Genomic DNA, 15171 nt, shown 5'->3' with positions numbered 1-15171 from the left:
AAGATGGTTAAAACGCGGTACCAATTTGGAACTGTAAACGTTGAATATTATCATTTGGCTGCGATTTTATCGGAATGCCATAGCTAAACTTTAACGGTCCCAGCGGTGATATCCATTCTAAACCTAAGCCATAAGAATACCTTAGAACGAGGTTGATATTGGTGCCAAAGGCATTTCCGCCATCAGTAAAGACGAAAGCCCGTAAGGTTTTGTCGTTGCCAGACCCAGGGAATGGCACGGTATATTCAAGGTTAGCCACAATTTTAGACTGCCCGCCGGTAGGCTGATAGGTGCCAGTAGAGGTATTAAAGTACTGTGGGCCGATAGATCCAGGGGAGTAGCCCCGAACCGACCCAATACCACCCACATAGTAGTTTTTGGTAATTGGAAAGGGGTACTTGCCATAAGCCTCGCTGTAGCCCGTCTCAAAATTAAAGGACAAAATATGGGCCTTTGAGAAAGAGTGATATTGCTGATATTTGCCATAAATACGGTAGTACTGCATATTGGCTACCGGGGTTCCAACTTCACTTAAAAGGCTGATTAAAGAGCCGGTTGAGGGGACTAAAGCGCTATCGCGTCCGTCACGGGTCCATGAAGCGGTAAGGGGTACGTTAAAGGTGGTTAAGGTACCCGGAATGGTTACCCCATAATCCTGCACATAAGTTTGATAAGGTACCGGCGTATTCGACGTGGCATTAATTTGGTAGGCCTCAACCGCAGTACCATAAAACACCCGATCCACTTCAGAGTAAGGCACCCCAAAACGCAAAGTTCCGCCAGCACTCTTAATTTGGTAGGCGGGATCACCGGTGTAATACAGCGGTTTTGAAGAGCGATAGAATAAATCGGTATAGCGGCTGATACCATCATCAGTAAAGAAAGGGTCGTATTGGGATAGGACCAGGTTTTGATTAATTTTTCCCAATGAGGCATTTAAGCCAATTGCCGTACCCGAACCAAAGGCATTTTCTTGATTAATACCCGCAGTTAAGATAATTTTTTCAGTTGATGAGTAACCAGCACCAAGGCTAATAGAGCCAGTCGGTTTTTCGGCTACCTTCACGTCAACGTCAACCTGATCGGGCGCGCCTGGCACATCTTTAGTCATGATGTCAGCTTCAGTAAAGTAGCCTAAGCGATTAATCCGCTCTTTTGACAATTGAATTTTGTCGCCATCAAACCAAGAGCTTTCAAACTGGCGCAGTTCACGACGAATGACCGTATCACGCGTTCGGGAATTACCGGTAATATTTACTTGACGCACGTAAACTCGGCGCCCAGGATCAATGACTAGGGTTAAATCGACTTCACTTAAATCTTGCCGTACGTCGGGCTGGGGGTTTACTGTCGCAAAAGCGTAGCCATAAGAGCCTAATAAGCCGGCAATCAATTTTGTACTCTCGGCTAACTTTGCCGAAGAGTACACATCCCCCGCTTTAAGCTGTAGTAGTTTGCTGAGTTCCGCTTCTTTGCCAAGTAATTCGCCAGCGAGCTTAATGTCTTTAACTTTAAAGCGCTGGCCTTCTTTCAAGCCAATAGTCAGGTAAATACCTTTTTTATCCGGAGTAATTGACACCTGCGTTGACTCAATTAAAAATTCTAAGTAACCCCGATTTAAATAATAGGAACGAATCGTTTCCAAATCGGCTGTGAGTTTTTGCTTTGAATATAAATCATCGTTAGTGTAAAAAGACAGCCAGCCTTTTGCTTTGAGTTGCATTTCATCGCGCAAAGTGCCTTCACTAAATACTTTATTACCAATAAAATTAATTTCTTGAATCTTTGCAACGGGGCCCTCATCGACATTGAAATACACTGAAACTTGATTGCGCTCCATTGGAGTAACGGTTGCGACAACCTCGGCGGCAAATAAGCCCTTGCTCACATATTGGCGCTTTAATTCTTGTTCAGCTTTATCAATCAATGCTTTGTCATAAAAACGCGCTTCCGCAAGGCCTACTACCTTTAGCGATTTCCGGACAATGTCTTGATCAAATTCTTTCATGCCCGTAAATTCAATGCGATTAATCGTAGGCCGCTCCTCCACACTCACAATTAAGACATCGCCCTGTTCTTGAATTTGTACGTCACGAAAAAAGCCAGTGCCATAAAGTGCGCGAATTGCTTCCGCGCCTTTTTCTGGCGTAAATTTATCGCCAACCTGCAAAGGCAGGTAACTAAATACCGTGCCTGGTTCAACCCGCTGCAAGCCCTCTAAGCGAATATCTTTTATGACAAACCCGCCTGAATCTGTTGCGCTTGCTGGAAGATCGCCTGGCGCACTAGTTTTGCTTGCGGAATTTTTTGGCGGAGTACTTGGCGCTGGGGCAGCCGCAGGTCCGGGTGCATTGTCGGGTAAAGCCTCAGTAACCAAATTACTATTGGTCTCGGCAGCTGAAACGGCAAAACCAAAAAAAGCTAAAGCAATAGAGGTGCCATAAAGGCATGAGCTTAGACGAATTTTAAGACTCATATTCTGGTGGACTCAAGGCGAAAGATAGCGTTGAAAATCATTAAACAAAGCCAACAGCATTAGAAACGTTAACAAGATAAAACTACTTTTTTGTAAAACCGCTTGCAAGGCTTCTGGTAGGCGTCGACCCGACAGCAGTTCCCATGCATCATACAGTAGCTGACCGCCATCAAGCATAGGTATTGGAATCAAATTAAGCAAGCCGATACTGATACTTAGAAGCGCCAAAAATGCTAAATAGGGTTGCCAACCCACTTGAGCAGACTTGCCCGCCATATCGGCAATACTCAGTGGGCCGCCAATTTGCGCTAAAGAAGTACTGCCTGTCACTAAACCCAGCATCATGCGGCTTGATACTTTTGTAATTAACCATACTCGCTCTGCGGCATAAGCCATGGCAGGTAACGGCGCTAATTGCAATTCAAACCATTGCGGAGAATTGGCAACCAGTGGAAAAAGTCCGAGCTCACGAAATACATCCGTCTTTGGTTTGACTTCAGGTAATTGCTCACTTAAAAATCGTACGGTTGATTTTCCGCCGCGGGCATTTTCAATTTGCAACGCAAAACCAGTGTGTGCCGTAATGCTATCCAATAAATACCACCGCAAAGCATTCCAGCTCACTACTGAAGTAAAGGCATTCGCTGGGTCATCGACATTTTCTTCATTTCCCAAGCTGCGCCAGCCAATAACCCGATCGCCAGCACTTAAACCGGCTTTAGCCGCTAAAGATACGGCGGGTGGGGTTTGCAGTTGGGCAGGCAATTGCGGTACCCCGCTAACATAAATCACACTCAATAATAGTAAAGCTAAGACAAAATTCGCGAGGGGGCCCGCCGCTACAATCAGTGAGCGTTGCCATAATGGCTTCCGCTCAAAGTCACTGGCTTGATCAGCTATCGAGATAGTTTGTTCCGCATCGCGTCCGTTTAATAACTTGACATAGCCACCTAAAGGGAGCAGCGCAATAACCCATTCCGTTTGATGGCGATCATGAAAAATGAAGAGTGGCTTACCAAAACCGAGCGCAAAGCGCAGTACTTTTACCCCGCAACACCGAGCGGCAAAATAATGGCCAAACTCGTGAAAACTCACCAGTATTCCTAGCGCCACTAAAAAAGCCAATAAAGTGCTCAGTGCTTGCATCGGTGCTGGCCTCGCTTAATGACTGCGCAAACGCGCCAAACATTGCATAGCAACGCGCCGAGCTGTTTGATCAGCGTCTAATACTTCGGCAAGAGTTTGAGCTTGAGCGGCCGCTACTTGCTCAAGCACTTGCTCAACTAAAGTAGGAATCTGTAAATACGGTAATTCACTAGCCAAAAAGGCACCCACAGCCACTTCATTAGCCGCGTTCAAAATTGCTGGGGCAGTACCGCCGCTGTGTGCAGCGGCAAAAGCTAAAGCTAAACAAGGGAATTGCTTTAAGTCAGGCTGAATAAAATGTAAAGCACTCATCTGGGTTAAATCAAGCGGCTCAACCCCCGCCGCAATTCGCTGCGGCCAAGCTAAGCCGTAGGCAATGGGAGTGCGCATATCAGGCTGACCCAGTTGGGCAATGACCGAGCCGTCGCGATAACGCACCATTGAATGCACTACGCTTTGAGGATGAATGAGGACCCGAATTTGCGCTAGTGGTACGCCAAACAACCACCGTGCCTCAATCACCTCTAACCCTTTATTCATCATGGTCGCTGAATCAACTGAAATCTTGCGCCCCATCACCCAATTAGGGTGAGCGCAAGCTTGATCAGGAGTGATATCTGCCAACTCAACTAAAGGCGTGGTACGAAATGGGCCCCCAGAGGCAGTGAGCCATAATTCTTCAACCCCACACTCTGCCCTTGCAACGTCGCTATGCAGAGCATTAAAACCCGCTGGTAAACACTGAAATATCGCATTATGTTCACTATCGATAGGAATTAATTCAGCGCCACTATCACGTACCGCTTGCATCAATAAATCCCCAGACATGACGAGCGCTTCTTTATTCGCTAACAAAATACGTTTACCTGCGCGAGCCGCAGCCAAGGTTGGCAACAAGCCAGCAGCGCCTACAATAGCCGCCATCACAGTATCGCAATCCGATTCGCTTACTGCGCTAACCAATGCTTCAGCCCCATATAAAACAGTAGTCGGAATTTTTTCCTGAAGCACGGCTGCAGCCAATTTTTTTGCACTCTGCGCATCACCTACAACTGCAATACGAGGTTTAAACTCACGACACTGCGCGAGTAAGCGGTCTACTTGTTGATGCGCAGTTAAGGCGGCTACCTGATAGCGCTCAGGATGCGAGCGGATCACATCTAAGGTATTCACTCCAATCGAGCCAGTTGAGCCCAAAATCGTGATGCGCCGTAATAAACTCATAACATCAAGCCAACTAAAAGCGCTGCTAGCGGCATAGTAGGCAATAAGGCATCAATCCGATCTAATACTCCGCCATGGCCTGGCAATAAGCCGCTACTATCTTTTGCGCCCGCCAAACGTTTTACCTGTGATTCAAATAAGTCACCTATGATGCTAAACATCGTTAAGCCGATAACCAAGACCAGCATCGAGGGAAAACCCAATCGCATCACGACAAAGCCAAATAAAGTAAGATTAAAAGGTAAATACCAAGCGCAGATACTGGCATAAATACAAGTCAAGATTAGGCCCCCAACTGCTCCCTCAAGCGTTTTACCAGGGCTAATTTGCGGGGCTAAGCGACGGCGACCAAGCGCTTTACCAACGAAATAGGCGCCAATGTCGGCAACCCAAACTAAGGCCATAGTAGAAAGTAAAAATATCACGCCAAACTGACGCAATAAAATGAGCGCAAACCAGGCTGCAATAAAAATAAGTAGGCCTAACAATGCGAATGACAGTGGCCACTTTGTTATCGGTAAACGCAGTCCTCGCCACAACAAAATAGGGGCGCCAACGAGCCAAAAACAACTCGCCGCTAATAAGATACTAAATTCAATAACGGGAATTTGTGTATACAACAAGGCGGCAATAACGCAAATCAAAAGCAACGCATAGAACCAAGCTAAGCGCCCTTTTTGTGGCGCAATTAAACGGCTCCACTCCCATGCTGCTAATGCCAAGATTAATAAAAAGATGCCACTCAAATAAAGCGGATTAAGCAAAAATAAACTAGGCAATAGCACTGCAAGCAAAAGTAACGCGGTAATGATACGGGTCTTTAGCATCGCAGAGTGTTTAGACGCAACTGCGCTTAAACAGTGCCCTGAGCAGAAACTTTAGAGACTTTGGTGGCGAGTTGTGCACTAGTTCGGCCAAAGCGTCGCTCACGCTGACTAAACCAATCAAATGCTTGCTGTAATTGCGCAGCATCAAAATCGGGCCATAATATATCGGTGAAATACAGCTCTGTATATGCTAGTTGCCATAATAAAAAATTACTCACGCGTTGTTCACCGCCCGTACGGATAAATAAATCGGGCTCTGGTGCATACGCCATCGATAAATTTTCTTGCAGTAATTCCTCCGTTATTTGATCGGCCTGCAAGGTAGGATTAAGCAACAAACATTTGCGCATCGCCTGCAAAATGTCCCATCGTCCGCCATAGTTAGCGGCTACAGTTAAGGTTAAACCTTTGCAATGGGCGGTTTTCTCTTCCGAAAAACGCACCATATCTTGAATTGCGGTATCAAAGCGGCTTAAATCGCCAATTAACTTAAAGCGGATATCGTTATCACTTAAGCGACTGACCTCACGGCGCAACGATTTTAAAAATAACTTCATTAAAAACCCTACCTCTTCAGGTGGGCGGCGCCAATTTTCCGAACTAAAAGCAAAAATAGTCAGGTATTCAACACCAGAACGGCGACATTCTTCCACCACTTTGCGCACCGACTCTAGACCCTCTGAATGCCCTGTCACTCGCGGCATTAAACGCTTTCCAGCCCAACGTCCATTACCATCCATGATGATTGCAACATGACGAGGTACTTCACTTACCTCGGGAATGACTAAGGTAGAGCTACTATGTTTAGACATAAAAAGTGAATAAGTAGAAATACATATTTTTTAGATCAAACGGGTCTAGACCGTCATAATCTCTTTTTCTTTTTCAGCAACAATTTTATCGATATCCGTTACGGCCCGATCGGTCATTTTCTGAACTTCATCTTGGGCACGGCGCTCTTCATCTTCTGAGATTACTTTGTCTTTACTCAATCGCTTTAAATGTTCGTTAGCATCGCGCCGTAAATTACGAATAGCAATTTTGCTTTCTTCGCCTTCACTCTTCACTAATTTAGTCAGCTCGCGCCGACGTTCCTCGGTAAGTGGCGGCATTGGTACGCGAATGACAGTACCTTGCGAAACGGGGTTTAGACCTAAATCAGAATCACGAATGGCCTTTTCAATTACCGCAACCATGGTTTTTTCGAAAGGCTGCACATTAATCGTCCGCGCATCGGCAAGACCTAAATTAGCCACTTGACTTAAGGGCGTTGGGTTACCGTAATAGTCAACCGTAATATGCTCAAGAATGCCAGCATTCGCGCGGCCTGAACGAATTTTTGCTAAATTACTTTTTAATGATTCCAGCGACCGATGCATCTTTTGCTCGGCACTCGTTTTGATTTCAGCAGCAGACATCACAGCACTCCTTTTAAACGTGTACTAAAGTACCTTCCGACTCACCTAACACCACACGCATTAAAGCGCCTGGCTTCAAAATAGAAAATACCCGAATTGGTAGCTTGCGATCACGACATAAAGCAAACGCCGTTGCATCCATCACTTGTAAATTTTTAATTAATGCTTCATCAAAGGTAATCGACTGATACAAGGTCGCGGTAGGATCGAGTTTGGGATCACTACTATAAATACCATCCACTTTAGTGGCCTTGAGCATCACCTCAACACCCATTTCAGCACCACGCAAAGCAGCTGCAGTATCGGTGGTAAAAAATGGGTTGCCAGTACCAGCGGCAAAAATGACTACTTTACCCTCGCTCATAGCACGAATAGCACGCGGCCGTATATAAGGCTCAACTACTTGATCCATACGTAAAGCTGATTGCACGCGAGCTTCGACGCCTTTTTGCCGCAAGGCGTCTTGTAATGCGAGGGAGTTCATCATTGTGGCTAGCATACCCATGTAATCGGCAGTTGCACGATCCATGCCGGCAGCACCTCCCGCGACGCCGCGGAAAATATTACCGCCGCCAATGACAATGGCTAACTCGATGCCAATTCCAACTACTTCAGCAATTTCTGCCACCATCGCATCAATCGTGATGGGGTTGATCCCAAAAGCATCATCCCCCATCAAGGCTTCTCCCGATAGTTTGAGGAGGACACGCTTATAAGCAGGCATAGTGAAAGACCTTATTAAAGTGATTAATCTTAAGCGCTTACCTTTGCAGCAGCTACTTGCGCAGCAACTTCCGCGGCAAAATCGTCTTGGCGCTTCTCGATGCCCTCACCCACGACATACAAAGTAAATGACTTAATCGTAGTATTCATGGCCTTGAGCATTTGCTCAACCGTTTGCTTATCGTTTTTAACAAAGGTTTGATCAAGCAAAGAAACTTCCTTAAGATACTTTTGCACCGTACCCTCAACCATTTTTGCCACGATGTCAGGAGGTTTGCCCGACTCGGCCGCTTTCTGCTGCGCAATATTCCGTTCGGCAGCAATGTTGGCTGCAGGAACATCAGCTGCAGATAAGGCGACCGGCTTCATTGCTGCAATGTGCATCGCAACATCTTTAGCGGCTGTTTCATCGCCTTCAAATTCCACCATAACGCCAATGCGAGTGCCATGTAGATAAGATACTAATTTACCGGTACTCGCAAAACGTTGAAAACGACGCGGCGTCATATTTTCACCAATGCGTCCAATTAATTCACTACGCACAGCATCGACCGTTTTGCCATCCATTGCTAAGGCTAATAAAGCAGTGGTATCAGCCGGATTCTGCTTAGCAACCAACTGTGCACAAGCATTACTAAAGGCTAGAAAATCATCGTTTTTTGAAACGAAATCGGTTTCGCAGTTCACTTCAATTAAAGCGCCAGAGCCATCATCGATGTAACTCGCAACGACGCCTTCAGCAGTCACACGTGAAGCAGCTTTGCTGGCTTTGCTACCTAATTTCACCCGCAGAATTTCTTCTGCTTTCGCCATATCGCCAAATGCTTCAGTTAATGCTTTTTTGCACTCCATCATTGGAGCATCGGTTTTGGCACGTAATTCGCCAACCATTGCAGCAGTAATAGCCGTCATTACTCTACCTTCCCTTCTTCAATAAACTCTTCTTCGCCTTCTTTAACAGCGTCTAAGACTTCCTGCACTGAATTCGCTTTGCCTTCTAGAATCGCATCGGCAATGCCGCGTACGTAAAGAAGTACTGCCTTGCTAGAATCATCATTACCAGGAATGATGTAATCAATACCTTCAGGGGAATGGTTGGTGTCAACTACGGCGATAACGGGAATGCCAAGTTTTTTCGCTTCGGTAATAGCTATCTTGTGATACCCAACGTCAACCACAAAAATTGCATCGGGTACGCCATTCAGATCTTGAATTCCGCCTAGGGCTTTTTGTAATTTGTCGAGATCACGATCGTTGGTTAATGCTTCTTTCTTTGAGAGCTTATCCCAATCACCCGCTTCTTTAGCAACAGCCATGTCTTTTAAGCGCTTCAAAGAGCCTTTGACAGTCTTAAAATTAGTTAAGGTGCCGCCTAACCAGCGGCTATCGATATAAGGCATGCCAGCACGTGCAGCTTCTTCTGCAATCACTTCGCGTGATTGACGCTTCGTACCAACAAATAAAATCGTGCCACGATTTGCAGCAATTTGCTTTGCAAATTTCAGGGCATCCTGAAACATGGGCAAAGTCTTTTCCAAATTAATAATGTGGATTTTATTGCGATGGCCAAAAATATAAGGGGCCATCTTGGGGGACCAAAAGCGCGTTTGGTGGCCAAAGTGGCAACCGGCTTCTAGCATTTCACGCATGGTTACTGACATAACATTCTCCTAAGGGTTTGGACTAAGGCTAAGTCCTGACTGCGCTAAAAAACGCTACCCTGGAAGGCTTAGCCTGCTATTTCGAATTGCTTCGATGGGCAAATTATAGCTTATATATCAATCATCTAGGCGCAAAAGAGCCAAAAAACCTCAAGTCGTTGATAATCAAGGCATGAATAGTGTTTTTACCCTTGAAAAAGACCTCCAAGGCATGCGTGAGGCGGGTCGACTCGCCAGCGAAGTACTCGACCACGTGGCCCCAGCGATTCGTCCGGGCGTTAGTACTGGCGAACTCGATCAAATTTGCCACACCTTTATGCGTGATGTTCAAAATACTATTCCAGCCCCATTAAATTATCAGCCCCCCGGCTACCCCCCTTTTCCAGCAGCGATCTGTACCTCGGTCAATGATGTCATCTGCCACGGTATTCCAGGAGATAAGGTATTAAAGGGCGGTGACGTGGTCAATCTCGATATCACCGTGATTACCCCAGATGGCTACTATGGCGATACCAGCCGCATGTTTATGGTGGGTGAAGTTTCAGTGTTAGCCGAGCGCTTAACGCAAATTACCTTTGAATGTATGTGGCTGGGAATTGCCCAAGTAAAGCCCGGGGCTTATTTAGGCGATATTGGTCATGTAATTCAAACGCATGCTGAACAAGCGGGTTATTCGGTCGTTCGGGAATACTGTGGTCATGGTATTGGCAAAGTCTTTCATCAAGACCCGCAAATTTTGCATTATGGTCGGCCCAATACGGGAGAACAATTGCAAGCAGGAATGACCTTTACGATAGAGCCCATGATTAATGCTGGGCGCCGCGAAATTCGTACCATGCCCGATCAATGGACAGTAAAAACCAAAGACCGCAGCCTATCAGCACAATGGGAACACACCTTGCTTGTTACGTCACAAGGTGTGGAAGTTTTAACTTGGTCGGCAGGCAGTAACGCGCCGCCAAATTGCGTTAAGGGCTTAGTATTTCGACCTCAACTAATTACGGCCTAAGTACCACCCCAAATTAGTCCTTCTGCGACCATGAATTCAGTGACTGCACTCGCACCGCATCAGGCCATTGCTCATCTACGTAGCTCATGCGCTGCTGAATACGAACTATTTCTAGCAGATCAAAATGTCGCGCGACTAACAAAAAAACTCACCGAATTAAATGATCTGGCCTTAAAACAGTTATGGCAAGACTGCGCTATGGGAGCTCATTTGGCGCTGATTGCAGTCGGTGGTTTTGGGCGCGCAGAGCTTTTTCCCTATTCTGATATTGATATTTTAGTATTACTACCCAACGAATCGAAGCTGGATACAAAAGCTGAGAGTGAAAAGGTGGCACGTTTTATTACGCAATGCTGGGACTCGGGACTAGAAATTGGCTCGGCAGTGCGCACATTAGCAGAATGCTTAAGTGAAGCGGAACAAGATATAACCGTGCGTACTTCACTGTTAGAGGCTCGGCTCATCTGCGGTTCGCGGTATCTATTTCAATCATTTGCAACCGCATTTACTGCGACACTTGATCCCAAGGCCTTCTTCCAAGCTAAATTGCTAGAGCAAACCCAACGTCACCAAAAGTATCAGGGTACGCCCTATGCGCTTGAGCCCAATTGCAAAGAAAGTCCCGGCGGGCTCCGCGACTTACAAGTAATCCTCTGGGTAAGTAAGGCCGCTCAACTGGGCAATAGCTTTAATGATTTGTTCCAAAAAAATCTCATTACCGAGCGCGAGCTTACTGAATTAAAACGCAATAAGCGCTTTCTAGCAACGCTTCGCGCTAATTTACATTTACTTGCTAAACGCCATCAAGATGTTTTAGCGTTTGACTTGCAAGCGGGTTTAGCGAAGTCCATGGGTATTGAAGAAAGCTCAGCCCGTCAAGCCAGTGAAGCCATCATGCGGCGCTACTACTGGGTAGCCAAGGCGGTTACCCAACTCAATACTATTTTGTTACAAAATATTGAAGCTTTATTATTTCCCCAAGAATCACGCACCATTCATCCTATTGCGGGTGCAGAGAACAGTGATTTTATTGAGCGCCAAGGCCTCTTAGATATTCAAGATCCCAATTTATATCAAAAACACCCTGAGCAAATTTTGCGGACCTTCTTAGTATTAACCCAAACCCCAGCAGTCAATGGCTTATCAGCTACGATTTTGCGTGCACTGTATAACGCGCGTAAAAAAATGAATAGTCAATGGCGTAAGGCCCCAATAAATCGCCAACTCTTTATGGAAATTTTAAAGCAAGCCGATGGTGTCAGTAATGCCTTTAGACTCATGAATCAAACCAGTGTACTGGGTCGCTACCTACCTCCCTTTCGGCGCATCGTCGGGCAAATGCAACATGATTTATTCCACGTCTACACGGTCGATCAACATATTTTGATGGTCCTTAGAAATGTGCGCCGCTTTATGTTGGTCGAACATGCTCACGAGTTCCCTTTATGTAGTCGTTTAATTGCGCACTTTGAAAAGCCTTGGCTACTAGTTATTGCGGCTTTATTTCACGATATCGCTAAAGGGCGTGGGGGCGATCATTCAATACTAGGTAAACGCGATGTCCGTGAATTCGCCAAAGACCATGGGCTTGATAAAAAAGATACCGAATTATTAGTTTGGCTAGTAGCTGAGCACTTAAATATGAGTCAGGTTGCGCAAAAACAAGACATTAGCAACCCAAATGTGATTATGGCTTTTGCAAAAAAAATTGGCGATGAACGTCATCTCACAGCGCTTTACTTACTAACTGTTGCCGATGTACGTGGCACTAGCCCTAAAGTTTGGAATGGCTGGAAAGCCAAGTTACTGGAAGATTTATATCGCGCTACCCTAAGGGTTTTAGGCGGTGCAAAGCCTGATGCCTCATCGGAATTAGCTCAGCATCAAGAAGAGGCGCGACGTAACTTGCGTTTACATGGCTTTCAAGACTCAGCGTATGAAGACTTCTGGCAAAAACTCGATGTGGCTTTTTTCTTGCGCCAAGAGGCAGGTGATATTGCTTGGCTATCGCGCCATTTAATGGATCAAGTTGAAACTACCAAACCGATTGTGCTTGCACGGCTATCACCGGCAGGAGAAGGTTTACAAGTTGCTATTTATATGCCTGACCAAGCAGACCTTTTCTCGCGCATTTGTGGCTACTTTGAACGTAACGGTTTTTCAATTTTAGATGCGCGCATTCATACTACTCGCCACGGATACGCCTTAGACACCTTTGAAGTCGCTAGTAGCGAACTCGATGATGAGCCTCATAGTTACCGCAATCAAATTCAATTAGTTGAATATGCCCTTACTGAAGCATTACAAAAAGCCACTCCTCTACCTACGCCAGCGATGGGTCGTTTATCGCGTCAGTCACGCAGCTTCCCCATTCAACCCAGGGTCCATATGCAGCCCGATGAACGAGGTCAATACTATGCTCTCTCATTCACCGCCAGCGACCGCGCAGGCTTGCTCTATGCTATATCAAGAGTATTGGCTAAACACCACGTTTCACTGCATACTGCGCGCATCAATACGCTAGGCGAGCGAGTTGAAGACGTCTTACTTTTAAATGCTAGTGAACTCAGTAAAAATCCGCGCTTACAAATTCAATTAGAAACTGAATTACTGGAAGTACTGGGAAGTTAATAGAGCAAAGTTGCGTATCGCGAAATAATGTAATTATTTAGCGCAATAAAGCCAGCATTTCTGCTTCGTCAATTACGGCAAGACCAAGCTCTTTTGCTTTGGCTAGTTTGCTACCAGCATCTGCGCCGGCGACAACATAATTGGTCTTCGCTGAAACCGAGCCAGCGACCTTTGCGCCGGCTTTTTCCAGCATCGCTTTAGCATCCTCACGTGAAAGGGATGGCAAGGTACCAGTCAAAACAAAGGTTTTACCTGCTACCGCTGCATTCAAGGTCTTTTCAGTCACACTCAACTGCATACCAGAGGCTAGCAATTGTTCAATGACTTCGCGATTATGTGCTTCAGCCATAAAGCTTGCAATTGAGTCGGCTACAACTGGGCCAACTTCATGAATGGTTAATAGTTCCTCGGCAGACGCTGCCATCAAGGCACTCATACTGCCGTAGTGGGCAGCTAAGTCCTTAGCCGTAGTTTCGCCGACATGGCGAATGCCTAAGGCAAAAATAAAGCGCGCCAAACTCGTTTTTCGGGATTGCTCAATTGCTTGAATTAAATTGTCCGCCGACTTTTCACCCATCCGCTCTAAATTAGCTAGAGCATTAAACCCGAGGCGATAAAGATCTGCTGGGGTGCGTACGATATTCAAATCGACCAATTGATCAACAATTTTTTCTCCCAATCCCTCAATATCCATTGCCCGACGTTGGGCAAAATGCAATAAAGCTTGCTTACGTTGCGCACCACAAAATAAGCCACCGCTACAGCGCGCAATTGCTTCATCAGCCAAACGTTCAATATGGGAGTCGCACACCGGACAACGCTTGGGCATTACAAATTGTGCGGTCTTCTTGGGACGTCGCTCGGGTAGCACCGCTACTACCTCGGGTATTACGTCGCCTGCTCGACGCACAACTACGGTATCGCCAATGCGCACATCTTTACGGCGTACTTCATCTTCGTTATGTAAAGTCGCATTGGTAACGGTAACCCCCCCAACCTCAACTGGCGCTAAGCGTGCCACCGGAGTTATCGCGCCAGTGCGGCCCACTTGCACATCAATTCCTAAGACCGTAGTCAACGCCTCTTGTGCAGGATATTTATGTGCTAAAGCAAAACGGGGTGCCCTAGAAACAAAACCCAATTGATTTTGCTCGGCAAAGGAATTGACTTTATAAACTACGCCATCAATGTCATAGGGCAAATTAGCGCGTTTCGTACCCACCTCATCGTAAAAAGCCAGCATCTCTTTTACTGAGTTTAATAAACGACGCTCAGGACAAACCGGTAAACCCAATTCAATATAACGATCCAATAATTCTCGATGGGTTGCAGGTAACCAAGAATTTGGAATTAATTCGCCTAATCCATAAGCAAAAAAAGAAAGTGGGCGACGTGCGGTAATTTTCGAATCTAACTGCCGCAAACTACCGGCAGCTGCGTTACGGGGGTTGGCAAATTCCTTTTCACCCAGTTCAGCCGCTAATTGATTCATCCGCTCAAAGTCGCGCAAATACATGAACACCTCACCACGTACCTCGAGCACAGTAGGTATTGATTTTCCCAATAAATGCAAAGGAATAGCGCGAATGGTACGAATATTAGCAGTAACATCTTCACCGTTAGCGCCATCACCACGCGTCGCAGCCCGAACGAGTACGCCATTTTCATAGCGTAAGGAAATGGCCAAACCATCAAACTTTAATTCGCCGGCAAATTCAACTTGCTGCAGATGTAGACCTTCACGACAGCGCCGCTCAAAAGCTTCTAATTCCTTTAATTCAAATGCATTATTTAAGGAAAGCATGGGTACCGCATGTTGCACTGATTTAAAATCACTTAAAGCAACACCGCCAACCCGCTGGGAGAGTGAGTCGGGCCTAACCCATTGAGGGTGCATGAGCTCAATATCGAGCATCTCGCGATACAGTCGATCGTATTCACTATCAGGCACTAAAGGCGCATCAAGTACATAATAAGCATGCTCTAGACGAGCTAGCTCTAACTGAAGCCACCGATATCGCTCGGCTAATTTTGCCGGATCCTTCTGCGACAAAAT

At 46.1% G+C, this 15171-nt stretch carries 12 protein-coding genes; 2 read left to right on the top strand and 10 right to left on the bottom strand.

Translation table 11 applies throughout. The features are described from left to right. Positions 1-7: 7 nt before the first annotated feature. The 9 genes from bamA to rpsB are packed head-to-tail and all read right to left on the bottom strand — an operon-like array spanning position 8 to position 9475. Complete coding sequence (gene bamA / locus LZT22_RS04330) at positions 8-2476, bottom strand: outer membrane protein assembly factor BamA (protein ID WP_233923841.1); 2469 nt, start codon at positions 2474-2476, stop codon at positions 8-10. Between the two features lie 12 nt (positions 2477-2488). Continuing rightward, positions 2489-3622, bottom strand: a complete 1134-nt coding sequence (locus tag LZT22_RS04325) for an RIP metalloprotease (RefSeq protein ID WP_233923840.1) — start codon at positions 3620-3622, stop codon at positions 2489-2491. A gap of 15 nt (positions 3623-3637) precedes the next feature. Further along, positions 3638-4846, bottom strand: coding sequence for a 1-deoxy-D-xylulose-5-phosphate reductoisomerase (gene ispC / locus LZT22_RS04320; RefSeq protein WP_233923839.1), 1209 nt, complete (start codon positions 4844-4846; stop codon positions 3638-3640). Beyond that, a complete protein-coding gene (locus LZT22_RS04315; protein ID WP_233923838.1) occupies positions 4843-5673 on the bottom strand; it encodes a phosphatidate cytidylyltransferase in 831 nt (276 codons plus the stop codon). The genes ispC and LZT22_RS04315 overlap by 4 nt, the downstream gene beginning before the upstream one ends. Positions 5674-5699: 26 nt before the next feature. Beyond that, positions 5700-6485, bottom strand: a complete 786-nt coding sequence (gene uppS, locus LZT22_RS04310) for a polyprenyl diphosphate synthase (RefSeq protein ID WP_233923837.1) — start codon at positions 6483-6485, stop codon at positions 5700-5702. 45 nt (positions 6486-6530) lie between these two features. Continuing rightward, entirely contained in the window at positions 6531-7091 is a 561-nt protein-coding gene (gene frr, locus LZT22_RS04305; protein ID WP_233923836.1) for a ribosome recycling factor, read from the bottom strand. A gap of 13 nt (positions 7092-7104) precedes the next feature. Continuing rightward, positions 7105-7815, bottom strand: a complete 711-nt coding sequence (gene pyrH / locus LZT22_RS04300) for a UMP kinase (RefSeq protein ID WP_233923835.1) — start codon at positions 7813-7815, stop codon at positions 7105-7107. 29 nt (positions 7816-7844) lie between these two features. Then, positions 7845-8726, bottom strand: coding sequence for a translation elongation factor Ts (gene tsf / locus LZT22_RS04295; RefSeq protein WP_233923834.1), 882 nt, complete (start codon positions 8724-8726; stop codon positions 7845-7847). Continuing rightward, a complete protein-coding gene (gene rpsB / locus LZT22_RS04290) occupies positions 8726-9475 on the bottom strand; it encodes a 30S ribosomal protein S2 (protein WP_233923833.1) in 750 nt (249 codons plus the stop codon). The genes tsf and rpsB overlap by 1 nt, the downstream gene beginning before the upstream one ends. 172 nt (positions 9476-9647) lie before the next feature. Between rpsB and map the strand changes: the two genes are divergently transcribed. Both map and LZT22_RS04280 read left to right on the top strand, forming a co-directional pair. Then, positions 9648-10484 carry a type I methionyl aminopeptidase gene (gene map / locus LZT22_RS04285; protein WP_233923832.1) on the top strand — a complete coding sequence of 279 codons (837 nt, stop codon included), beginning with the start codon at positions 9648-9650 and terminating at the stop codon, positions 10482-10484. Between the two features lie 30 nt (positions 10485-10514). Then, positions 10515-13115: a [protein-PII] uridylyltransferase gene (locus LZT22_RS04280; protein WP_255698793.1), complete on the top strand. Its 2601-nt coding sequence runs from the start codon at positions 10515-10517 to the stop codon at positions 13113-13115. A 37-nt stretch (positions 13116-13152) separates the two neighbouring features. On the opposite strand, the gene ligA is transcribed toward LZT22_RS04280, so the two are convergent. After that, positions 13153-15168: an NAD-dependent DNA ligase LigA gene (gene ligA, locus LZT22_RS04275; protein ID WP_255700904.1), complete on the bottom strand. Its 2016-nt coding sequence runs from the start codon at positions 15166-15168 to the stop codon at positions 13153-13155. Positions 15169-15171: the final 3 nt, after the last annotated feature.

Origin of the sequence: Polynucleobacter sp. IMCC 29146 (assembly GCF_021395195.1) — a bacterium.
Lineage (GTDB): Bacteria > Pseudomonadota > Gammaproteobacteria > Burkholderiales > Burkholderiaceae > Polynucleobacter.
This window is presented reverse-complemented; position numbering and strand designations above follow the sequence as displayed.

Bases quoted from the DNA above. Each gene is read 5' to 3' on its own strand.
- frr (WP_233923836.1), bottom strand. From the start codon at position 7,091: ATGTCTGCTGCTGAAATCAAAACGAGTGCCGAGCAAAAGATGCATCGG.
- LZT22_RS04325 (WP_233923840.1), bottom strand. From the start codon at position 3,622: ATGCAAGCACTGAGCACTTTATTGGCTTTTTTAGTGGCGCTAGGAATA.
- LZT22_RS04280 (WP_255698793.1), top strand. From the start codon at position 10,515: ATGAATTCAGTGACTGCACTCGCACCGCATCAGGCCATTGCTCATCTA.
- uppS (WP_233923837.1), bottom strand. From the start codon at position 6,485: ATGTCTAAACATAGTAGCTCTACCTTAGTCATTCCCGAGGTAAGTGAA.
- map (WP_233923832.1), top strand. From the start codon at position 9,648: ATGAATAGTGTTTTTACCCTTGAAAAAGACCTCCAAGGCATGCGTGAG.
- pyrH (WP_233923835.1), bottom strand. From the start codon at position 7,815: ATGCCTGCTTATAAGCGTGTCCTCCTCAAACTATCGGGAGAAGCCTTG.
- tsf (WP_233923834.1), bottom strand. From the start codon at position 8,726: ATGACGGCTATTACTGCTGCAATGGTTGGCGAATTACGTGCCAAAACC.
- LZT22_RS04315 (WP_233923838.1), bottom strand. From the start codon at position 5,673: ATGCTAAAGACCCGTATCATTACCGCGTTACTTTTGCTTGCAGTGCTA.
- rpsB (WP_233923833.1), bottom strand. From the start codon at position 9,475: ATGTCAGTAACCATGCGTGAAATGCTAGAAGCCGGTTGCCACTTTGGC.
- ispC (WP_233923839.1), bottom strand. From the start codon at position 4,846: ATGAGTTTATTACGGCGCATCACGATTTTGGGCTCAACTGGCTCGATT.
- bamA (WP_233923841.1), bottom strand. From the start codon at position 2,476: ATGAGTCTTAAAATTCGTCTAAGCTCATGCCTTTATGGCACCTCTATT.